18 protein-coding genes are annotated in these 22,505 nt (G+C 34.4%); 9 read left to right on the top strand and 9 right to left on the bottom strand.

Annotated elements, in window-relative coordinates:
• Positions 1–44: 44 nt before the first annotated feature.
• The 3 genes from hemJ to CGEO_RS01630 form a co-directional block, all read right to left on the bottom strand.
• Positions 45–476, bottom strand: a complete 432-nt coding sequence (gene hemJ / locus CGEO_RS01640) for a protoporphyrinogen oxidase HemJ (RefSeq protein ID WP_075493624.1) — start codon at positions 474–476, stop codon at positions 45–47.
• 127 nt (positions 477–603) lie between these two features.
• Entirely contained in the window at positions 604–3,426 is a 2,823-nt protein-coding gene (gene uvrA, locus CGEO_RS01635; RefSeq protein WP_075493626.1) for an excinuclease ABC subunit UvrA, read from the bottom strand.
• A 1-nt stretch (position 3,427) separates the two neighbouring features.
• The gene (locus CGEO_RS01630; protein WP_340627425.1) at positions 3,428–4,174 is read right to left on the bottom strand and encodes a sulfite exporter TauE/SafE family protein; all 747 of its coding nucleotides are present in this window, start codon (positions 4,172–4,174) and stop codon (positions 3,428–3,430) included.
• Positions 4,175–4,279: 105 nt separating this feature from the next.
• Between CGEO_RS01630 and CGEO_RS01625 the strand changes: the two genes are divergently transcribed.
• From CGEO_RS01625 to CGEO_RS01580, 9 genes are all read left to right on the top strand, one after another.
• Positions 4,280–4,720, top strand: a complete 441-nt coding sequence (locus CGEO_RS01625; RefSeq protein ID WP_075493628.1) for a DUF302 domain-containing protein — start codon at positions 4,280–4,282, stop codon at positions 4,718–4,720.
• 140 nt (positions 4,721–4,860) lie between these two features.
• Positions 4,861–6,450 carry an anthranilate synthase component I family protein gene (locus CGEO_RS01620; protein WP_075539833.1) on the top strand — a complete coding sequence of 530 codons (1,590 nt, stop codon included), beginning with the start codon at positions 4,861–4,863 and terminating at the stop codon, positions 6,448–6,450.
• 378 nt (positions 6,451–6,828) lie between these two features.
• Positions 6,829–8,436, top strand: coding sequence for an anthranilate phosphoribosyltransferase (gene trpD, locus CGEO_RS01615; protein ID WP_075531405.1), 1,608 nt, complete (start codon positions 6,829–6,831; stop codon positions 8,434–8,436).
• Positions 8,437–8,664: 228 nt separating this feature from the next.
• Positions 8,665–9,435 (top strand): phosphoribosylanthranilate isomerase, encoded by a 771-nt coding sequence (locus CGEO_RS01605; protein WP_075539834.1) that lies wholly within the window; start codon positions 8,665–8,667, stop codon positions 9,433–9,435.
• Between the two features lie 98 nt (positions 9,436–9,533).
• Positions 9,534–9,740 (top strand): hypothetical protein, encoded by a 207-nt coding sequence (locus CGEO_RS01600; RefSeq protein WP_133147225.1) that lies wholly within the window; start codon positions 9,534–9,536, stop codon positions 9,738–9,740.
• A 515-nt stretch (positions 9,741–10,255) separates the two neighbouring features.
• Entirely contained in the window at positions 10,256–11,032 is a 777-nt protein-coding gene (locus CGEO_RS01595) for a substrate-binding periplasmic protein (RefSeq protein WP_075493642.1), read from the top strand.
• Between the two features lie 1,078 nt (positions 11,033–12,110).
• Positions 12,111–13,289, top strand: coding sequence for a tryptophan synthase subunit beta (gene trpB / locus CGEO_RS01590; RefSeq protein ID WP_075539836.1), 1,179 nt, complete (start codon positions 12,111–12,113; stop codon positions 13,287–13,289).
• Positions 13,282–14,031, top strand: coding sequence for a tryptophan synthase subunit alpha (trpA, locus tag CGEO_RS01585; RefSeq protein WP_075539837.1), 750 nt, complete (start codon positions 13,282–13,284; stop codon positions 14,029–14,031). The genes trpB and trpA overlap by 8 nt, the downstream gene beginning before the upstream one ends.
• Before the next feature lie 10 nt (positions 14,032–14,041).
• Positions 14,042–14,956 (top strand): hypothetical protein, encoded by a 915-nt coding sequence (locus CGEO_RS01580; RefSeq protein ID WP_075539838.1) that lies wholly within the window; start codon positions 14,042–14,044, stop codon positions 14,954–14,956.
• 735 nt (positions 14,957–15,691) lie between these two features.
• Here CGEO_RS01580 and CGEO_RS01575 read toward each other — a convergent pair.
• The 6 genes from CGEO_RS01575 to CGEO_RS01550 all read right to left on the bottom strand — a co-directional run bounded on the left by CGEO_RS01575 (position 15,692) and on the right by CGEO_RS01550 (position 22,451).
• A complete protein-coding gene (locus tag CGEO_RS01575) occupies positions 15,692–17,140 on the bottom strand; it encodes a Ppx/GppA phosphatase family protein (protein ID WP_075539839.1) in 1,449 nt (482 codons plus the stop codon).
• A gap of 11 nt (positions 17,141–17,151) precedes the next feature.
• Positions 17,152–18,411, bottom strand: coding sequence for a sensor histidine kinase (locus CGEO_RS01570; RefSeq protein WP_242647980.1), 1,260 nt, complete (start codon positions 18,409–18,411; stop codon positions 17,152–17,154).
• An 11-nt stretch (positions 18,412–18,422) separates the two neighbouring features.
• Complete coding sequence (gene hsrA, locus CGEO_RS01565; RefSeq protein WP_075493652.1) at positions 18,423–19,094, bottom strand: homeostatic response regulator transcription factor HsrA; 672 nt, start codon at positions 19,092–19,094, stop codon at positions 18,423–18,425.
• A 77-nt stretch (positions 19,095–19,171) separates the two neighbouring features.
• Positions 19,172–19,489, bottom strand: a complete 318-nt coding sequence (locus CGEO_RS01560) for a dihydroneopterin aldolase (protein WP_075539840.1) — start codon at positions 19,487–19,489, stop codon at positions 19,172–19,174.
• 15 nt (positions 19,490–19,504) lie between these two features.
• The gene (gene plsY, locus CGEO_RS01555; RefSeq protein ID WP_075493656.1) at positions 19,505–20,119 is read right to left on the bottom strand and encodes a glycerol-3-phosphate 1-O-acyltransferase PlsY; all 615 of its coding nucleotides are present in this window, start codon (positions 20,117–20,119) and stop codon (positions 19,505–19,507) included.
• Between the two features lie 43 nt (positions 20,120–20,162).
• Positions 20,163–22,451 carry an ATP-binding protein gene (locus tag CGEO_RS01550; protein ID WP_075539841.1) on the bottom strand — a complete coding sequence of 763 codons (2,289 nt, stop codon included), beginning with the start codon at positions 22,449–22,451 and terminating at the stop codon, positions 20,163–20,165.
• Between the last annotated feature and the right edge of the window lie 54 nt (positions 22,452–22,505).

Genomic DNA, 22,505 nt, shown 5'->3' with positions numbered 1-22,505 from the left:
TTTAATGCCAAAAAAATTTGGCATTAAATTTAGAAGGTATTGTTTTAAAAAGGATTAACTATCATTATCCAGATAATAATAAGCATCGCGATTGTCGGTACTTCGTTGTAAAATCTAAAAAATTTACCAGATTTTGTACAGCGATCTTCTCTAAGTTGTTTTAGATATCTTCCCAAATCAAAGTGATATAAAAGCATTAAAAACACAACAGTAAGTTTAACGTGGATGTGTCCCATTTGCATTAAAGCTGGGTTTAGTATTATCATCACAATACCGCTGATAAGGCTTCCAAGCATTGCTGGCCAACCGATGAAGTTATACAACTTATCTTCTTGAATTTTGACAACCTTTACAAAACCTGGGTTGTCGATATGCTCCATGTGATACACATAAAGACGTGGCTGATAAAACAGCAAAGCCATCCATGAAATGAATGCTAGATAATGAAAATACTTTATATAAATGTAGTAATCCATCTAAAACTCCTATAATTAAATTTTTTAGCCAAAACAAAATAGTTTCATAATATTATCATTTAAAATTTTAAACTTAGATAAAATTTATTTTACCTTTGTAATTTAAAATTTTAAATTTATCTTAATCTCACTTATTACTTTTAAACTCGAGCGCTAAAAACTCGCCTGTAAAAGAGCCAGTTTTTTTATAATTTTTAGCAAGTACTTTTGGACTTCCTACAGCTATGATTTTACCACCCCTGCTTCCACCCTCTGGTCCCATATCTACGATATAATCAGCGTTTTTTATCACATCAATGTTATGTTCGATAACAAAAACTGAATTTCCAAGCTCAACTAAGTGATGAAGCACGCCAACTAGCTTATCAACATCAGCAAAGTGAAGTCCAGTTGTTGGCTCATCAAGGATGTAAAGCGTGTTTCCCGTGTCGCTTTTGCTTAGCTCTTTTGCCAATTTTACACGTTGAGCCTCTCCGCCACTTAAAGTAGTTGCATTTTGCCCAAGCGCAACATAGCCTAATCCCACATCTTGCATGGTTTTAATCTTAGTGTAAATTTTTGGAACAGCTTTGAAAAACTCCATCGCCTCATCAACGCTCATCGCCAAAACATCGGCGATATTTTTGCCTTTATATAGCACTTCTAAAGTTTGTGGGTTGTATCTTGCGCCATGACAAGCATCACAAACGACATTTATATCTGGTAAAAAGTGCATTTCTATTTTTATCTCGCCATCTCCACCACACTTTTCGCAACGCCCACCTTTGACGTTAAAACTAAAACGCCCTATTTTATAACCTCTGATTTTTGCCTCTTTGGTCTGTGCAAAAAGATTTCTTATATCATCCATTACGCCTGTATAAGTGGCTGGATTTGAGCGTGGAGTTCGGCCTATCGGGCTTTGATCAAGATAGATAACCTTATCTAAATTTTCTAAACCTTCAATATTGGCTCCGGCTACTTTTTTTATCTTTTTAGCGCGGTTTAGCTGCTCTTGTGCGACTGGAAGTAGAGTTTGGAGGATTAAAGAGCTTTTACCACTTCCACTAACTCCAGTTATGCACACAAGGTTTCTAAGTGGAAATTTAGCGCTTAAATTTGATATATTATTTATATTTACATTTTTTATCTCTAGCCAGCTCTCTTGTTTTCTAGCTTTTGCGTAATTTATCTCTTTTTTGCCATTTATATACCACGCTGTTTGCGTATCGCTTTTTAAAAGCCCCTCAACATCGCCAGCATAGACAACCTCGCCACCAAATTTTCCAGCACCAGGTCCTATATCTACGACAAAGTCCGCTCTTTCTATGGTTTTTTTATCATGTTCTACGACGATTACGGTATTTCCTTTATCACGCAAATCCTCCAAAGTCTTAATCAGCTTTAAAGTATCTCTTTCATGAAGCCCGATACTTGGCTCATCAAGTACATACATAACGCCACTTAATCCACTTCCGATTTGGCTTGCGATACGGATTCTTTGGGCTTCTCCACCGCTAATCGTGCGTGAGTCTCTGCCTAAGGTTAGGTATCCAAGACCTACATTGTATAAGAAATTCAATCTCTCTTTTATCTCTTTTAAAATAGGCAACGAAACGACTTTTTGCTGTTCGCTTAGATAGCTAAATTTAGCTTCATCATTATAAAATTTAACGCAGTTTTCTATACTCATATCAACAACCTCATCAAGCCCAAGTCCGGCGACTTTTACCGCTAAACTCTCTGGTCTTAAACGGTGTCCCTTGCACGCATCGCATTTTTTCTCGCTCATATACTCATCTAAGTCATTTTCGCCTTTAAGCAAGTCATAAGCGTATTTTACAACGCCTTCAAATTTTCTCTCTAGCTTATGGCGTTTCCATGTAAAGCTTACATCTTTTACATTTCCATATAAAATTAGCCTTCGCTCATCATCGCTAAGCTCTGCGTAAGGGGTTTTTATATTGATTTTATTTTGCTCACAAAAGGCGCAAAGAAATTTATAATAATAACTTTTGTTAAATCCATACATGATTTTTATAGCGCCATTTTCTATGCTTAAATTTTCATTTATAATCTTACTTAAATCAAGACTAAAGCTTATACCAAGCCCATCGCAACTAGGACAAGCGCCTTTTGGCGAGTTAAAACTAAAGCTAAGTGGCTCAAGTGGAGTAAAGGAAATTTTGCAGTCAAAACACGCCATATGCTCACTATAATGTATAAGTTTTTTCTCTACTCCAACCTCTTGAGCGTTGCTTATCTCGACTTCAAGTTCGCCATAACTCTCTCCAAGCGCTCTTTCGACATCTTGTGCGATTCGCTCTTTGTTTTCTTGATTTACCACGACTCTATCGATAACCACTTTTATCGTGTGTTTTTTGGTTTTGCTAAGTTCGATTTCTTCATCTAGGCGAACCATCACGCCATCGATTTGCGCTCTAACGTATCCTTTTGCTCTTAAACTTTCAAAAGTATCTACAAATGTGCCTTTTTTCTCTCTTGCGATTGGCGCATAGATTATGATTTTAGACTCTTGTGGAAGTTTTAAAACTTCGCTTATGATATCGCTTGCGCTCATTTTAGATATCGGTTTTCCACATTTATGGCAGTGTTGAACGCCGATTCTTGTGTAAAGAAGTCTGAAATAATCATAAATTTCAGTTATCGTTCCAACTGTTGAGCGCGGATTTTTACTTGTTGTTTTTTGATCAATTGCAATCGCTGGTGTAAGTCCATCGATTTTATCGACATCTGGCTTTCCAACACGGTCTAAAAACTGCCTTGCATAAGAGCTTAAACTCTCCATATATCGGCGCTGTCCCTCAGCATACAATGTATCAAAAGCAAGTGTGCTTTTTCCACTTCCACTAAGCCCTGTAAAAACTACAATCTTGTTTTTTGGAATCTCTAAATTTATATTCTTAAGGTTATTTTCTCTAGCCCCGGTTATTTTTATCAAATCGTTCATTTTATCCTACAATCGTCTTTTCTAAAGTTATTAAAAACATCAAAACATACATACCTAAAAGCAATCTTTTTTGCAACTTTTCCCCAACTTTGTGGCAAAATTTAACACCGAAATAAACCCCAACTAACGAGCAAATTCCAAGCATTGCACCACTTTTATACTCCACTAGTCCATGACTTGCAAGGCTTAAAAACCCGCCAAATGATGAAAATATCACGAAAAACAGACTCATCGAAACTGCTTTTTTGATATCATATCCTAAAAATCCAACTAAAATCGGAACGAGCAAAACACCCCCGCCAATTCCCATACTAGTTCCAAATGCGCCTATGAAAGCGCCTAAGATAAATAATAAAAGCTTTGAACTGATGTGTTTTTGCGCTTGTTTTGTGCTAAAAAACATCTTTGCGATACAGATAAAAAGTATAAGCAAAAGACCGATTTTAAGCCAAATTCCAGCCACATTTGATACGATAAATCCACTGAGTCCAGCCCCACAAAGTCCACCAACTCCTACTAAAACGCCCTCGCCCATCTTAAGCTTGCCAGTTTTGTAGTTTACGTATGAGCCAAAAATGGAGCTAAAAAGCATTTGCATGATAGAAATTCCAACCGCAGCTTTGATATCGTATCCTAAAAATAGCATCGATGGAACTACTATCGTGCCACCACCTATGCCAAAAAAGCCAGAAACAATGCCAACAATCGTGCCAAAAATGGCAAATTCTATAAAGTGTAAAATTTCCACAAATTTCCCATAAATTTTAAATTTTCAAAGCTTTAATTCTACCCAAAATTTGTTTATAATTTACTTTTTAAATGATATAATTTCTCATTTACGAAAGGTTAAACGATGAGAAAAACTTTACTTTTATTAGCCGTTTGCGCTACATTTTTACTAGGAGATAACAAGATGTTAACAACCGCTACTTCGCCACTAAGCGTTGATGAAACAGCAAGCAAACTTACAAATATTTTAGAGTCAAAAGGGCTTAAAATTTTTGGAGTTTTTGAGCATTCAAAACTAGCAAAAGAAGCTGGTCTTGATATGAGCGATACTGTTGTTGTTGCTTTTGGTGCGCCAAAGGCTGGAACTCCACTTATGCAGTGTGCCCCACAAATCGCGCTTGAGCTTCCGCTTAAGATTTTGATTTATAAAAATAGCGATGGAAAAACAACTGTTGCTTATGAAGATATCAAAGAGATAGCAAAACGCTACGATGCCCAAGACTGCGCGCCAGTTGAGAATCTAAGCAAAGCGCAAGCAAACTTTTTTAACGCAATTACAAAATAACTACTTTTTGCTCAAATTTGCTTAAGTAAATTTGAGCTTAAAAGCCTAAATTTAGAACTTTAACTTAGGTAATTTTAAATTTTAACCATTATAAAAGAACTTTTAAATTATAATAATCCATCAATTTTTTGGAGAATTTTATGCTTCTTTTAGAACCGGTGATTTATTATAAAGAGATTTTAAAACGATATAAAAACAGCTATTTAGCTGAAGATGACTTTCAAGCGATTATCGGCATTGACTGCGAATATGTCGAGGGCGAGGATATCAAAACCTTAGAAAAATACTTTGAGATTTGCAAAAATTCGCCTAAGAAAAACAGCGCTAAATTTGCTGGACTTTTTGGCGTTTTAAGTTATGAAATGGTTTATGAATTTGAACGCATTGCCAAGCTTAAAAAAAGCTTATATAATCTTCCTAAATTTTTCTACGCTAACGCTAAATCCTACCTTCACTACGATAAAATCAGCAAAATTTACACATTTTATGGCGATGATTTTTCTATTTATGAAAATTTAGAAAATTTCAAGCCTGAAATTTCGCAAAAAAAGTCAAATTTATACTATAAAATTTTAACAAATTTAGAAGCCGAAAAAAATCATTTTTATAAAATCGTCGAAGAAGCCAAACACTACATAAAACAAGGCGATGTTTTTCAAGTCGTTCCGGCTGAAATTTTAAGCCTTGAAACAAACCTCTCAAGCATCGATTTTTACGAGGTTTTAAAGGTTAATAACCCAAGTCCATATATGTTTCACTTCCCAACCAAATACGGCGATGTTGTCGGCTCAAGCCCCGAACTTGTCATGCAAATACGTGATGATGAGATACTTGTAGCGCCCATTGCAGGGACAAGAAAGCGCGGGAAAAATGCAAACGAAGATGAGGTGTTAAGGCGAGATTTGTTAAGTGATGAAAAGGAGTTGGCTGAGCATAAAATGCTAATTGACTTGGCGCGAAACGATATCGGGAAATTCGCCAAACCATCATCAGTAGCCGTTAAAAAGCCTATGCACGTGGTATTTTATGAAAGCGTAATGCACATCGTAAGCGAAGTCTATGGCAAAAAGAGGAAGGGCGTGAGCGCTTTTGAAGTTATTTCGACTGTTTTTCCTGCTGGAACGCTCTCTGGAACGCCTAAAATTCGCGCTATGCAAATAATTAACGAGCTTGAAAACTCACAGCGTGGAATTTATGGTGGTGGGCTTGGGTTTTGGCATTTTAACGGCGATGTTCAAATGGCGATTTTAATCCGCTCAGCGATGTTTGTGCCAAAATATGGGGAGAAACTAAAGCTTAGCTATAATGGCACTTGCGATATGAATTTAAATTCGAGTGAAAAATTTGATGAAAATTTAGTATTAAATTCAAATGAAATTTTAAACAATAACTCGAAATCTAGCTTAAATTCTACTTCAAATTTGAGTGTCAATTCGCAAGATACTTTAGATGAAAGCTCAAATTCAAACACTTCATCTAGCATTTTAGGTGAAAATTCCACTTTAAATTTATCTGAAAACCAGCGAAAAAATCTGAATTTAGATGACAATTTAAAATCAAATTTGGATAAAAATTTAGTATCAAATTCAAATGAAACTATAAATTTAGTCTTTGTTGGAGCAGGAGCTGGGATAGTCTATGATAGCGTTAAAGAAAACGAATACGCAGAAATCTGCAACAAGCGAGAATCTTGCGTAAAGGTTATAAGAGAGCTGTGCGAGGAAAAATAAGCTAAATTTACAAAATAAATAATAAAAATTCTAAATTCAGAGCAAATTTACATAGGTAACCCACGTAAAATATAACAAGAGCAAAGCCGCTTTAAACCTTTGTCTTTACTCAAATAATGGCTTTTATAAGAGCGAATTAGATATTACAGAAAGGTAGCTACTTATTTGTAGTGGATAAATTTAACTAAGCCCAAAAAGCTAAAGTCCAGCTTTAAATTTATTGTTTTTTACAAATTTCCATATCAAATTTACTCTCAACAAAGCCTAAATTTAATCAACTTCATATCCAACACTAGGTATAATACAACTTTATTATCTAAAAATGCAACTTAAATGAACAAATCAATGCCAAAGTTGCGTTTAAATTTAGGAAAAACTATGATTTTAATGATTGACAATTATGATTCGTTTGTTTATAACGTATATCAGTACATCACCGAAATGACCGATGAAGAGGTGCTTTGCGTTCGCAACGATGAGATAAATTTAGAAAAAATCAAAGAGTTAAACCCATCTCACATCGTCCTAAGTCCAGGGCCAAAACACCCACGAGATAGTGGCGTTTGCTTAGAGATTTTAAAGGCGGATTTAGACATTCCAGTGCTTGGAATTTGTCTTGGACATCAAGCCATCGGACTTGTTTTTAATGGCGAGATAAAACGCTTAGAAGTCCCACTACATGGTAAAAGTTCACTTATAAAAGTGCAAAATCAAGGCGTGATTTTATCAAACCTGCCGTCTGAATTTGAAGTCATGCGTTATCACTCACTTTATGTTGATGAAACGAGTTTGCCGCCATGCTTAGAAATCTTAGCCAAAAGCGAAAATGATGACATTATCATGGCTTTTAAACACAAGCAAAAGCCCATTTTTGGCATTCAGTTTCATCCTGAGAGCTACTTTACGCAGTATGGCAAAAAAATTATAGAAAATTTTATAAATTACGATAAAAAAGAAAAAACAAAGGAGAAAAAAGTGGTAAATTTATCACCATACATGGTAAAACTTCAAAAAGGCTTTCCGCTTGATAGCGCTGATTATGAGGTGATTTGCGCTGCAATTAACGACAAAGATTACGATATCGTTCAACTTGCTGGACTTCTTGTACTAATTAGCGAAAAGAGCCTTTATGCCGATAGTCTAGCCGCACTTGTTAAAAACATACTAAAATACTCAACCACATACAACGACCCCAGCGACATTTTCGACATCGTTGGAACTGGCGGCGATAGGCTAAAAACGATTAATATCTCAACAACAACCGCCTTTATCCTAGCAAGCTTAGGGGTAAAAGTTGCAAAGCACGGCAACAAAGCCATCACTTCAAAAAGTGGCAGCAGCGACGCTATAACCGCACTTGGCATACCATTTAGCGCAAGTATCGAAGAGAACAAAAATCTACTTGAAACAAAAGGACTCGCGTTTTTCCACGCTCCACTTTTTCATAAAATCACAGCCGAAGTCAAAGAAGTCCGCGATCGCCTTAAAATCGGCACAGTCTTTAACATGCTTGGACCACTTTTAAATCCAAATTTAGGGCTTAAATTCCAACTAGCAGGAAACTATCTTGAAGAGGTAAATGAGCTTATGGCGCAAACTTTGATGAATTTAGGACGCGAACACGCACTAGTCGTGCATGGAATGGATGGTATGGATGAGATAACGATCTGCGATGAAACGCTTATCCACGAAGTAAAAGATGGTAAAATTTTAGAGTATAAAATCACGCCAGAGCAATTTGGCTTTAGCCGTGGTTTTCACAAAGATGTCGAAGGTGGAAGCGGCGAAGAAAACGGCAAGATTTTAGAAGCGACTTTAAAAGGTGAGATAAGTGGAGCTAAATTTGATATAGTCGTGCTAAATTCGATGTTTGGTTTGTATTGCGCGAACAAAGTTGCAACTCCAGCTGATGCAAAAGATGTTATTTTAAAAGCTATCAAAGATGGCAAGGTGTGGGAATTCTACCGAAACTACACAGGCAAATAGGCTAAATTTTATAAAAATAGCTAAATTTGGTTAATTTTGGCTTAAGAATTTTGTAGTAATGTAGCTAAAATTAGTCATTTTGTTAGAAAATAGTAGCTTTAAATTTAGGCTTAAATGCCTAAATTTAGCTATTTTCCATATCGAAAAAGTTATAAATTTAAAACAATAAATATACTTTGCATAAAAAATTTGATTTAAAAATTTGTTTAAAGCTTCTAAGGAAAATGTATGGAAATAAAAATTTGCGGTATAAAAAACATCGACGAAGCGCGTGATGTAGCAAGACTTGGCGTGGATTACTTAGGCGTGATTTTTGCGCCATCGATTAGACAAGTTAGCCTAAGCGCAGCAACACAAATCGCGCAAATCGCCCATGAAAACGGCAAAAAATGCGTTGGAGTTTTTGTAGCAAAAACCGACTCTTTAGACGATACAGTCGAAGATAAAACTGCTGAATTTAGCAAGGATTTGTCTAGTTTGTCTGCATGCCAAAACACCAAATTTAAAGCCAAAAATCAAAACTCAGCTAAATATCAAAGTCATAGCGAATGCGACAACGGTAAACTTAGCGAAGATAAGATTTTAGAGTTTTGCAAAAGTGCAAATTTAGATGTAGCTCAAATTTATGGCAAATTTAGCGTAGATTTGGCAAAAAATTTGACAAAAAATGGTATTAAAGTCTGGAAAGTTTATAGTGTAAGCAACGTCTTGCCAGAGCTTGACAGCGCACTTTTTGATATGCCTTTGTTTGATTGTAAAGGGTTAAAACTTGGCGGAAACGGAACGAGCTTTGAGTGGGAAATACTTCGCAAGTTAGACAAACAAAAGTTTGTTCTAGCCGGAGGAATCGGAGCTGATAACATCACACTAGCCGCTACTTTCACCCCAGCCGTGCTTGATATAAACAGCAAAGCAGAAGATGAAAATGGTATAAAGTCAAGCCAGAAAATCAAAGAAATTTTAGCCAAAATCTCGCATTTAAGAACGAATTTTAACTAAATTTAGCAACTAAATGCGCAAATGTTAAAATAGTATTTAATTTTTTAAAAAACAAGCTTGAGCTTTTTGTTTATATTAGCGCTTTTTCTGTTTTGGTTATGCTAGTTTTTTACCTTATTTATCCTGTTTTGCTTGCTTCTATGCTAGTAAATTTTGTGCTGATTTTAATGCTTTTTGTCCTAGTTTTTATTTTAACTTATAAAATTTTACTTGGTAAAAAAGAAGAAAAACCGTACTACGAAAAAAGCGATAGTAAAGAGGTTAATTTTATAAAAATTTTTAACTATATTTCAAATCTGTTTTAAATTCCTTTTACCTTTATCAAGCTGTAAATCTAGCCTAAATGCTAAATTTAACCACTTCATTTTGTTACTTAGTATTAAAAATTTAGCCAAAAACTTATAATAAATAACTAAATTTTATAATAAATTACCATTTTTTTAAAGTTATCTTAAAAAAATTAAATTTGCTTCTGCTTTGAAGATTACTAAAAATTTCTTTTGACAAAAAAGTAAAAAACGAGCCAAATTTACGCTCTATAAACAAACTTTTAGATATTAAATCTTTATAATTTATTTAATTTTTAGAACTTTTAAAAACACGTTAGATGGCTAAATTTAGAAATATTTTATAATTTTATGGAAAATATATCAAAAACATAAAATTTTATTAATTATTTTATATTTATAGTATAAATTTAATACGTATAATTTAAATTTAATTAACCAATAGATTATTAACATACTTTATAAATAAATTTATTGAATAATAAGCATTTTTATATTATAATCTTAGATTCAATTTAGACTTAGGAAAACATATGAAGAAATTTTTATTATCTTGTTTCTTAACTTTTGCAGTTTTTGCACAAGCCAAAGAGCCGTTAAAAGTCGGTATAGATACCATTTATCCACCGTTTGAGTATCTAGCGAATGGAAAATTGGTCGGTTTTGATGTTGATTTTGCTGCTCTTTTATTTAAAGAGCTTGGACTTGAATACACGCTTGTCGAAACTCCATACGAAGATATCTGTTCTAAAATCACAGCTGGAGAGCTAGATGTTGGTATTTCAGCAATTGGCGTTGATGAATACACCATTGATTGCGACCACAGCATATCATACTATGAGAGTAAAAACTTATTTATAACCACAGAAGACAGCCCGATAAAGTCAAAAGCTGATTTAGCTGGTAAAAAAATAGGTGTTTTTAAAGATGATATTTTCGAAGAGATTATCGCTTCGATTCCAGATGCAAAGCCAGTTTATAGGGATCGCGTAAGCAGTATGGTTTTGTCACTAAAAGATGGTAAAATCGATGCGATGATAATCGACAGCACCGCGATACTTCCGATACTAAGCGGAAATCACGAGCTTCTTAGCGACACCGATAAACAAGCCTTTGATATGGCGAGTAGTTTTGGTATAGATAAAAAATTAGTTGTATTTGATGAGGACTTTTCTCACGAATCACAAACAACTGTCGCTCTTCCAAAAGATAGGTTAAAAGAGCTTAAACTTCCTATAAACAAAGCTATAGCGAAGTTTAAAAACGAAGGCACACTAACTCCACTTTTGAAAAAATACCACTTACATTAAAATTTAAAGGCTAGTTTTAGCCTTTAAATTTACATTTTAAACTAGAAACAAATTTAGTAGTTTTGAAATATTAAATTTATTTGCACAGAGTTTAACTTAAATTCTACACTGCGTATAGAAATTTCACTATCAAAATCACGCAAATCAACCTACCCTCAACTTAAGATTTGTAAAGTCTAATGGCTTTAAATAATTTTTAGACGCTTAGCGTATATGCACTAAAAATTTAACAAATTTCTTCTATCTTATTTAGATTTAGTAATAGCAAAATAATTTACTTGAAGATTAAACTCAACATTTCGGCTGTATTTTACGCTAAATTAAATTTAAAATTACACTCGCTCAAGTAAATAAATTTTACTAATCACTCGTGCCATCATCGGTTATAGCTGATTACGCCCATTGATATTATGGCACTCTAAGGCACCCAACAAATTCTATAAACGAAACATATCTGTATAATCACAAAAACAAAATTTTGATGATAAAATTACCTATATTCTTTATCACCGTTAAACAAATTTCTAAATCTGATTTTTTGCAATGATTGGAGTATTTTACTAAAATTAACGCACATCATAGCGCTTAAAAATATATCAATCAAGACAAAAACGCGCAAGGATATCTTATAGTTAAGCTAATTTATGCGCGATTGTTTTATTAGTTATCTGTTTTTTAAATTTTTAAGATTTACAACCAAACTTGGCGATGAGAGCAAAAACCGCCAAAGCGATCTCTAGCACTGCGGTTAAATTTATGCCATTTTGCGTTTAGCTTTTGCTGGATTTGTTAAGTAGCTAGCACTCGTAAATCTAACATTTTGCACCAAATTTGAAAATTGGTTTATGATAAATCATGCTTGTATTTTTGATTTTCATCTGCGGTTTGTATAAATTTAATCTTTAAATTTATCCTAAAACGTAAAAATTCTTTTTGAAACATACATTCACGATTTTACATCTTTTTTAATTCTCATATGGCAAAACTATGTTTACATCAGCGATTAAACTCTCGCTACAAAGCCAAATTTAACACTTTTTACTATATAATATAAAAATTTGTAAGAAGGAAAATTTATATGAAAAAGTCATATTTTGGCGAATTTGGCGGGCAGTTTATCCCTGAAATTGCCATGTTTGCGCTAGAAGAGCTTGAAAATGCCTATTTTAGCATAGCAAAAAGTGCCGAGTTTAGAGATGAGTTTGAGTATCTTTTAAAAGATTACGCCGGTCGTCCAACTCCACTTTATCACGCAAAGCGCTTAAGCGAGCATTACGGACATGAAATTTATCTTAAAAGGGAAGATTTAAACCACACGGGCGCTCACAAGATAAACAACGCCTTAGGTCAAGCCCTGCTTGCAAAAAAAATGGGTAAGAAAAAAATCATCGCCGAAACTGGCGCCGGACAGCACGGCGTTGCAACCGCCACAGCTGCGGCACTTTTAGGGCTAAAATGTGATGTTTATATGGGTGCAGTCGATGCGCAAAGACAAGAATTAAATAAATTTAGAATGAAACTTTTAGGCGCCGATGTTGTAGAGATACACGATGGCTTAAAAACGCTTAAAGAGGCGACAACTGCGGCGATTCAAGCATGGGTAAATGAGATAGAAGATGTCTTTTATGTCATCGGTTCAGCCGTTGGCCCATATCCGTATCCTTTGATGGTAAAAGACTTTCAAAGCGTCATCGGAAAAGAGACAAAAACCCAACTTGAAGAAAAAAATTTAAAAGCTGACTATATCATCGCCTGTGTTGGCGGAGGAAGTAACGCTATAGGCATTTTTAGCGCATTTTTAGATGATAAAAGTGTAAATTTAATAGGTGTTGAAGCCGGTGGACTTGGCGTTGAAACTCCATATCACGCAGCAACTCTTACAAAAGGAAGAGCTGGGATAATTCATGGCATGAAAACCATAGTTTTACAAGATAAATTTGGGCGAATCGAGCCAGTCCACAGCATCTCAGCCGGACTTGACTATCCAGGCATTGGCCCAGAGCATTCGCATTTACATACAAGCAAAAGAGCAAACTATCACGCTATAACCGATGATGAGTGCATAAATGCACTAAAACTTACAACTAAACTTGAGGGCATTATACCTGCGATTGAGAGTTCGCACGCGCTTGCTTACCTTGAAAAACTCTGCCCAACACTAAGTGGTAAAAAAACCATCGTTGTCAATGTAAGCGGTAGAGGTGATAAGGATATGAATACAGTTATGGAGTATAAAAAAGGAACTATTTATGGATAAGATCGCAAAAGCGTTTGAAAATAAAAAGGCAAATATCGGCTATGTCGTAGCTGGTTATCCAAGCCTTGATTACACAAAAAAGTTTATAAACTCGCTTGATGAGAGCTGTTTGGATATCTTAGAGCTTGGCATTCCATACTCAGATCCACTAGCTGATGGCAAAGTGATATTTGAGGCGAGTTTTTCAGCTGTGCGAAGTGGCGTGGATACGCAAAAAGTTTTTGACATGCTAAAAGAGTGTAAAACTAACAAATGCCTTGTTTTTTTAGTCTATTACAACTTAATTTTTGCTTACGGGCAAGAAGCGTTTGTAAAAGCTACAAAAGAGGTCGGTATCAGCGGACTTATCGTGCCAGACTTGCCACTTGAAGAAAGCGATGAGCTTTTTGATTTATGTCAAAAAAATGGCTTGAGCTTGATACCGCTTATTAGTGTAACTAGCGAACACAGGCTTGATAGACTGCTTGAAAAATCGAGCGGATTTATTTACGGCGTTGGCTCGATTGGTGTAACTGGTGGCAAACAAACTCCAGTCGAACGACTTAAAAATATGATAAATGATATCAAGAAAAAGACAAATTTACCCATAGCCGTTGGTTTTGGAATCCGCTCAAACGAAGATGTAAAACTTACGAAAAGTTACGCTGATGGCGCTATAATCGGCACTAGTATCGTAAAACTTACTAGTGAATTAGACGTAAAAAGTCTGTTAAACGAAATAAATAAATTTTTTAAAGATTAGGTGGAAGTGCGTGAAAAAGGTTATTTTAATTTTTATTTTGGTTATTTCATATCTAAATTCAGCCACTTTGATGAATCAAGAAGTCTATGACAATGGCTCAAGTGTGGATATAAAGCTGCTTTTTGACTCTGCTTTTAATGGTAAAATTTATCGCTCACAAGATGACTCAAACCTCGTTATAACGCTGGATAAAACAACATCAAATGAGAAATTTATAAACCAGCTTAACTCAAAAATAGTTAGCGAATTTAGCATACAAAACAAAAACGATAGCGTAGAAATTATAGTAAAAGGTAGCAAGGATTTAAAAGCAGAAGCCATACCTTCATCTGATAAGCTATCTTTAACGATTAAATTTACCGATAGCAGCATAAGCAGCATAGACACAACTCCAAAAGAGCAAACACAAGCAAGCAAGGAAGTTGGCGGGAATTTAAGTTTAGTTTTTGGCGTGGTTGTTTTGTTTATACTCGCGGTATTGCTGTTTTTTGTGGTTAGGAAATTTAAAAAACCAAAAGATGATTTTGAACTTTCGATTTTTGATGAAAAATTTGAAAATAGACAAAACGAGCTTGAAAATGATGAGAAAAATTTAGATGATGGTTTAGATGAATTTAGTAAATTAGACAATTTAAGTGAAGAAAATTTTGAAGCAAATTCCAGCACCAAAACCGCTCAGCAAGACAGATTTAGACAAGAAACTTTAGAGCAAGACCCAGAATATGATGAGATAAAAATAGTATATAAAGATAAAATAAGCGATGAAAAAGATGTGATTTTGCTAGATCATAACGGTCAAAAATATATAACTTTTTTAAGCAAGGATAACCAAATTCCACAAGATATTTTTGATGCGATGATGAAAGATAGGGATAAATTCGAGCAGTTTTTAGAAATCTGCAAAAAACAAAATAACCAAATTTAACCTTTTTGCTTGTGAATTTTAAATTTATATGAAATTCACAAGCTCTTAAAGCTAAATTACATCTAAGAATTAAAATAAATTTATTTATATATAAAAAGCCCTAAATTAGGCGATGATACAAACATAGCAAAAATATTGAATTTATAAAAATTTTACAAATCCAAGCCTAGTAAATTTTGCTTTGTGTTTGAGTGTAGTTTTGTAGCCTTTGCTGATTAGCATACGAAGTTATGGATATTTTTGCTTTTGTTAAATACACCTGTTATAAAGTATATAAATTTTTATATTATTTTAGTTAAATTTTATTTTAAACACGAAAAATCTATATTTTAACTGCCCTTTAATGGCGGAAAATATTAATATCTATATAAATTTCAAACGTGCTTAATCTATTGTTAAAATATTTCCTAAACTCGCCCATGATAAACTTCCTATGCCAAAAACCAGCTTTAGCTATCAAAATTTTATTTTTAAAATTTATAAATTTTAAAAATACATCGCGCGAGTTGTTATAAAATTATTTAAAGTATATAAAACAGTTTGATAGTTTTTATTTATATATAAAGATAAGTATTTTTACAAAAATTTGTTAAATTTACATTTTACTATACAAAAAACATATCTAATAAACAAAAATAGCAACAAAACAAATCTGCTTATCTAAATTTAATTCTAACTAAATTTAGATATTTTGCAAGCAAATCACAAAATATCTTAAAAATTTATTTTTATTCTCTAGTTAAAAGTTATCGCAAAAATCGCAGGTTTAAGCATCTTTTTAACACTATCTTTTACAAAAATCGCATCTTTTAATCCATAAATTTGCAAAGTAGAGTTTGAAAACTCAAAGCTAATGTTTGTTGTATCTGCCTCATCTAAAACCCTTGCAAGTTCTAGCATAAACCCAAGCCAAATCACGCTTTTAGCAGGTGGTAACAACTCATTAAGCTTTAAAAATTCCTCGCCTTCTAGGCTTTTTTTACCATGAAGTTTTATAATAGTTGCAATAAGCGCTTTTTGCTTGTGCGTGTAGCCGTAATTTAGCGTGCTTAAAATGATATAATTTGCATGAGTATGTTTTGAGTAAAAACCTATCTTAAGTCCGATATTTAGGAGTTTTGAAGCAGTTATTAAATCCTTTTTATAACTCTCATCAATCCCATGAAGCTCGCTTAAAACCTCAAAAATCCCCTTAGCAAATTTAGCGATATTTGGTCGCGCATCTACTATAAATCTATCTTGAACGCTTTTTAGGCTCGGATTAAAATTAGCTGGAAATTTGGCATTTTTTCCTATCAAATTTGTTAAAAACACGCCCTCTCTAACTCCAACTCCGCTTGTTTGAACACTTTTAGCGCCCAAAAACTCAACCACTTTTTTAAATATATACGCCCCACCTCGAATCGTATCATATCTATCTTTTTTTATCGGAAATTGGTTCAACTCAAGCGTTTTTGCTACGCTAATTCGCTCTATCAAGTCGCTAAAATCAGCGTATTTGTAAGAAAAACCATGAACTATGTTTAAAGGGTAGTTTTTTATCTGCATTATCGCGCTTGAAATCGCTCTTAAGCTTCCGCCGATTGCTATGATATTGTCACATTTAAAGGATTTTGGTACTAAATTTAGTGTCTCTTGGATAAAAGCTTCAAGCCCCTTAAGCTCTTTTTTATCAAAAAACAGCTCCTTAAGTCTTACTGTGCCAACATTTAAAGAGAGCGTTTCTACTACTTTGCCATTAACGATATGCGCAAGTTCAGTTGAGCCTCCGCCGATATCGATAGTCGTTGCTTCTTTTAAGTTAAAAAGTAAATTTGAAGCCGCAAAACCGCCGTAGTATGCCTCCATATTGCCATCGATTACTTTTAAATTTATACCAAGTTTTTTTACCATATTTATAAAAGTTTTCGAATTTGGAGCGTCACGAAGCGCTGAAGTGCCAACAGCTAAAACTTTATTAACCTTATATCTTGTAATCAATTTTTTAAACTCGATAAAAGCAGCAAGGCATTTTTGCATCGCATCGGCTTGTAAAACGCCTTCGTTTTCATAAGCGCCCTCGCCAAGCCTAACTTTCATCTTATACTCGCCTAAAATATAAAAACCAAGTCTACTTGTTCGCTCAAAAATCGCCATTCTAGCTGAATTTGAGCCAAGGTCTATCACCGCTACTCGTCTTGACATATAAAATCCTCTTAACTTAGTTTTTTAACTTTTTTTGGAAGTGGGAGTTTGATAGTTGCTATAGTTCCCTTTTTATCTTCTCTGTTTTTTAAAGAAATTTCGGCATTCATAGCCTGAGCTGCGCCTTTTGCCAAAAACAGTCCAAGTCCAGCGCCGCTTTCGTTGCCATATCGTTTAAAAGGCGCGAAAAGATCGATATTTTCATCGATTCCATCACCTTCATCTAAAACTTCTATGACAAAAAATTTATTTTCTATTTTTGATTGTATCGTAACAACTGCATTTTCTGGCGAAAATTTGATAGCATTTTGCACAAAATTTTGGATAATATGCATAAAAAGGGTCGGTTGAACAGTCATGAAAAGCACATTTGGAGAAAGCGATAGCTCTATATCTTTGTTTTTTCCGCGCGCTAGAATTTTAAAATTTGTCCCAAGCTCTTTAAGATAAGCTATCATATCTTTTTTCACGCCTTCTTCAAACTGTGCGCCCTCTTGACGTCCGATTTCAAGGATAGAGCTTATCATTTTATTCATCGTATCTATGCTTGAAATATTATTTTGCAGCGCTTCTATATATTTTTCACTCTCTCGCTGTTTTAAAAGAGTAACTTCGTTTTTGGTTTTCATAACCGCCAAAGGAGTTTTAAGCTCGTGAGCAACCCCTATAAAAAGCTCTTTTTGGTACTTTATAAATGTATGAATTCTATCAATTAGCCTATTTATGCCCTTTCCAAGTGGCAAAAACTCATCTGGTATACTTGACTCATCGATATGGCTTAAAACTGTTTCATTTAGCTTAGAAAGCTTGTTGCTAAGCGTTTTAATAGGCATTAAAAGTGATCTTGATAAAAACAGAGCGTAAAAAAGTATCAAGAGTATCATGGTTGCGTTTATAATAAGAATGTCGATTAAAATTTGCGAGATGATTTTGTTATAAAATGTTGTTTCAGTTTTAAGCGTGATAAGCCTATCTTTAGCAGGATACTCCAAAATCAAAAAATACTCATCTCCAAGCATTGTTTTTATATATCGTGGTCTTAAAAGATTTTCATCATTGTTGCTAATAGCGATTTCTACGCTATTACTTCCCGCTTCTTCGCGGTATAGTTTTAAATTTTCTATATCTAAAAAATCCATATTAGCTATTTTTCTAGCTTTTAGGTTTAAATTTTGCACTACGTTCTCATAAATTTCAATTTTAATGTAGTGATAAAGCATCGTAGAAAATATGATAATTAGCATCGTTGAGGCCGATGCTAATTGTAACATAAATTTAGTTTTTAGGCTTTTTTGGGAAAACAAAATCTGTATCCGCGTCTTCTTACAGTTTCGATTGTTGAGATGTTTAGAGGTTTATCCATTTTTTGGCGAATTTGATTGATTGCTACTTCGATGACATTTGGAGTTACAAGCTCTGGCTCTTCCCAAATCGCATCTAAAAGTTGTTCTTTACTAACTATTTGATCGCTATGTCTTGCTAAGTGAGTAAGTACCTCAAATGGCTTACCTTTTAGCTCAACTTCTTGACCTAAATATGTGATTTTCTCTTCATCTGGATCTATTATCAAATCATCTATTTTGATAACATTTGTACCGCCAAATCTCAGTCTTGCTTCGATTCTAGCGACAAGTATATCAAAATCAAATGGTTTTTTTATATAATCATCAGCTCCAGCTCTTAAAGCTTTGATTTCGCTATCTTTATCATCTTTTGCTGAGATGATTACAACTGATGTTCTAGGAGACTTTTGTTTGACAACATTGATAAGATCTATGCCATTTCCATCTGGAAGCATCCAGTCTGCAAGCACTAAATCATAATTTCTGATGCCGATATAATACTCCGCATCTTTAAAGCTCTCTGAGCTATCGGCTTGATAACCGAACTCCTGAAGTCCCTCGGCAATTGTTTTGTTTAGAGTAACTTCATCCTCTACTATCAAAATTCGCATTATAGTTTCCTTAATTTAAAAATTTTATAAGAGTATAGCAGAATTTAAGCATAAATTCAAGTTTTTTTAAAAAAATTTTAATAAAACTTTTCCAGCTCTGCTCCAACTTTTGCGTTTTTGATAATCTCTTTTTTTATAATTTTCATATAAAAATATTTAAGAGAGTTAAATTGTCTTTTAAATTTAACTTCAAAAAATTCAAGCGCATCTTCGACTTTTAAAAATTTATTTTCATTAAAGTCTTCTTCTAAAATTTGACAAATTTTTGCATAGTCCATAAACTCATCTGCTCTGAATTTGGCGCTTATAACCACTTTTTGAGGGGTGAGTCTTTCAAAGTTTAAAAGCCCTATTATCGTGCTAAACTCTAACTCTTCAACCAAAACAGTTATCATATCTTTACCTTAAATTTATATAACTTTCGCTTCTTTTCCCTCAAACAGGCGCTTGATGTTTGGTATGTGCTTGTAAACTACGATAATAGCGATGATTAAAATCGGCGCGTGAGTGTTAATGCCAGCTATATTTGGGTGGATTAAAAATGACGCAATCACCAAAGTAAATAGCCCAAGCAACGAAGCAAGGCTTGAAATTTTTATAGCTTTTCCAGCTACAAACCAGACAATCACAGCGATAACCGCCTCAAGCGGTAAGAAAAACGCAAGCACGCCAACTCCAGTTGCTACGCCTTTTCCACCTTCAAATTTTAAAAATGGCGAAAAACAGTGTCCCAAAACCGCTAAAACCGCCATGCTCCAAAGCACGTTTGCATCGACTCCTGCGACTTTAGCCACAACTAAAGGAATCAACCCTTTTAAAATATCGCAAACCACCGTTAAAATCGCAAGTTTTTTTGCTTTTTTAGGATCGGTTTGCTTTAACACTCGCAAAACATTTGTCGCGCCGATACTGCCACTTCCTTGGCTTGTGATATCAACTCCAGCGAAAAATTTGCCTATTAAAAGTCCAAAGGGAATCGAAGCAATCAGGTAGGCAAGTAGATAAATTATGATATTTTCATTCATTTTATAACCTTAAATTTAAAGCACGCATTTTACTAAAATTTGCCTAACTTTTCCATAAAAGCACAACCTCTTCATCAAAAATATCACTTTTTTTAAGAGAAATTTGCACTGAATTTATCTCTAAATTTCTTATATTATATCTATCTTTTAACGCTTCAAGCTGTTCGTTTGCGCTATCACTTAGTTTTTGGATATCAGCTTCGATGGTTTCAATGGCTTCTTGGGCTAGTTTTACATCAGCTCTTTCATCAAGCACTCGCCCAGCGCTTCTTGCACTAGTTGCAGCTTTTCCCATATTTGTTCTACTTAGTGTTTTGCCACCAAAAAATGCCCCTAAAATCGTACTTCCGATACTTATAATCGCATCAAGCCCTTTTGCCTTGACATCGCTTTTTTCTTTTTCAAGTTTTTCATAAGCTTTTTTAAGTTTAATCTCGAATTTAGCCTGCTCTTTTTTAAATTTCTCATCAAATTTAGACGTTTCAAGCTCTAAAATTTCATTACATTTATCGTGCAGTCTTAGCAAAAACCGATCTTTGCTCTCATCTGGTTTTGACGTCATATCAAGCGCACTAAAAAGCTCAAGTTTTTCATTTCTATAAATATACTCTTTTAGGTTTTTTGCCTCATCTTTTAAATCTTTTTTAGATGCGATATAGTTTGGAAGATGGGCGAATTTACTATTTTCTTTGGCTGTTTCTTGAGTGCTAAATTCTAGCCCTTCACTCGCCTGACTCCACTGTGTTTGGCTTGCTCCATCAAGCAAAAAAGCTAAATTTATATCTTTTATATACTCAAACTCTTTTGTAACATATCTAGCCTTTGCCACGCCCCAAAGATAAGGCTCTAAATCAAGCGAGAAGCTGTAACTAAAAAGCTCTTTTATGTTTGGCGAGATGATTGGCTTAGCATTTTCAAGGGATAAATTTAAAGTGGCTTTACTAGTTTTTGATGATTTTTTCTCACTCATTAAATTTGAAATTTGTTCGCTACTTAACGGCCCTTTTAAATAGCTCAAAGCCCATCTTGTCGAGATAACTTCAAGAGCGTCTTCGTTTATATTTTTAACCAAAAAGCTTCGTTTTTTCAAATTTGAGATTAGTTCTAAAAGCTCATTTTTATCCATCGAACTATCGTTAATGCCAGTTAGTCCGCTGATGACTCGCTCTTTATCTTGCGCGGTTTGAAGTCGTCCGATAAACCACGTGCCGATGTTTGACAGTCCTTTATAGTCTAAATCCACTGGATTTTGCGTGCTTAAAACACATCCAACGCCAAAAGCGCGAGCCTGCTTTAAAAGCGTAAGCATAGGCGTTTTGCTTGGCGGATTTGAAGTCGGCGGGAAAAAGCCAAAAATTTCATCCATATACAAAATCGCCCTAAGTGAGCTAGTTCCTTCAGTCGTTCTCATCCAACGAATTATCTCATTTAGCAAAATCGTTACAAAAAACATCCTCTCTGAATCGCTTAAATGGCTTATCGTAAAGATATTACATCTTGCCTTACCATTATCATCAAAAAGCATTTTTGATATATCAAGTCGCTCACCTTCGCACCATTTTGCAAAGCTTGGACTTGCAACAAGCGCATTAATCTTCATCGCCAAAGCCATTCTTTTATCGCTTGGATAGAAAGTATTTATATCAAAAACACCAACTTTTTCAAATGGTGGCGTTGCGATTTGGTTGATTAAATCGGCTATAGCGACATTTTTGCCGTTTTTAAAATTTGTTAAAAATATCGTCTGCACAAGAAGCATATCTGGCGAGCTTTCATTTTGCGTATCAGCACCAACAAGCGATAAAACCGAGCTTGTGATCGATAAAGCATAGCTGTTTAACTCCTCATCATTTAACCCAACTGGAGCTTTAAAATCACTTAGCAAGCTAACTCCAAGTCCAGCGCTACCTTTTGGCGTATAAATTCTAAAATCAGCACTATCTTTAAAAAACTTAACCCTATCTAAGCTTTGATAACTATCTTCAATCCCTTTTTTCCACATGCGCGCCGTATCTTCTGCCATCTTTTCGACGCTAACACCCTTGCTTGCAGCTTCATTTGCATCCATAAAGGGTAAAAAATCCTCTTTTTTCATATCCGAAAATGCGAGGGCTAAATTCGTCATATCGCCCTTTGGATCAATAATAATCGATGGGATGTTGTCGATACAAGCCTCTTCTAAAAGCGTGATTCCAAGACCAGTTTTGCCACTTCCTGTCATTCCGATGATGGTTGCGTGAGTGGTTAAATCCTTGTTTTTGTAAAGATATGGCTCATTTGAGTTTTTTAAACCAAGATAAAAAAGTTTTAAATTCTCTTGTAAATTTTTCATATTTTGCCTTAAAAGTGATTTTTTGATATTATACACAAAAAATTTAAAAATTAT

It is taken from the genome of Campylobacter geochelonis (assembly GCF_013201685.1).
GTDB classification, from domain to species: Bacteria; Campylobacterota; Campylobacteria; order Campylobacterales; family Campylobacteraceae; genus Campylobacter_B; species Campylobacter_B geochelonis.
The sequence above is the reverse complement of the archived record's forward strand: the minus strand, read 5'-3'. Positions and strand labels throughout refer to the sequence as shown.

Coding starts and splice junctions, on each gene's coding strand:
- hemJ (WP_075493624.1), bottom strand. CDS start 476: ATGGATTACTACATTTATATAAAGTATTTTCATTATCTAGCATTCATT.
- uvrA (WP_075493626.1), bottom strand. CDS start 3,426: ATGAACGATTTGATAAAAATAACCGGGGCTAGAGAAAATAACCTTAAG.
- CGEO_RS01625 (WP_075493628.1), top strand. CDS start 4,280: ATGAGAAAAACTTTACTTTTATTAGCCGTTTGCGCTACATTTTTACTA.
- CGEO_RS01620 (WP_075539833.1), top strand. CDS start 4,861: ATGCTTCTTTTAGAACCGGTGATTTATTATAAAGAGATTTTAAAACGA.
- trpD (WP_075531405.1), top strand. CDS start 6,829: ATGATTTTAATGATTGACAATTATGATTCGTTTGTTTATAACGTATAT.
- CGEO_RS01605 (WP_075539834.1), top strand. CDS start 8,665: ATGGAAATAAAAATTTGCGGTATAAAAAACATCGACGAAGCGCGTGAT.
- CGEO_RS01600 (WP_133147225.1), top strand. CDS start 9,534: ATGCTAGTTTTTTACCTTATTTATCCTGTTTTGCTTGCTTCTATGCTA.
- CGEO_RS01595 (WP_075493642.1), top strand. CDS start 10,256: ATGAAGAAATTTTTATTATCTTGTTTCTTAACTTTTGCAGTTTTTGCA.
- trpB (WP_075539836.1), top strand. CDS start 12,111: ATGAAAAAGTCATATTTTGGCGAATTTGGCGGGCAGTTTATCCCTGAA.
- trpA (WP_075539837.1), top strand. CDS start 13,282: ATGGATAAGATCGCAAAAGCGTTTGAAAATAAAAAGGCAAATATCGGC.
- CGEO_RS01575 (WP_075539839.1), bottom strand. CDS start 17,140: ATGTCAAGACGAGTAGCGGTGATAGACCTTGGCTCAAATTCAGCTAGA.
- CGEO_RS01570 (WP_242647980.1), bottom strand. CDS start 18,411: ATGTTACAATTAGCATCGGCCTCAACGATGCTAATTATCATATTTTCT.
- hsrA (WP_075493652.1), bottom strand. CDS start 19,094: ATGCGAATTTTGATAGTAGAGGATGAAGTTACTCTAAACAAAACAATT.
- CGEO_RS01560 (WP_075539840.1), bottom strand. CDS start 19,489: ATGATAACTGTTTTGGTTGAAGAGTTAGAGTTTAGCACGATAATAGGG.
- plsY (WP_075493656.1), bottom strand. CDS start 20,119: ATGAATGAAAATATCATAATTTATCTACTTGCCTACCTGATTGCTTCG.
- CGEO_RS01550 (WP_075539841.1), bottom strand. CDS start 22,451: ATGAAAAATTTACAAGAGAATTTAAAACTTTTTTATCTTGGTTTAAAA.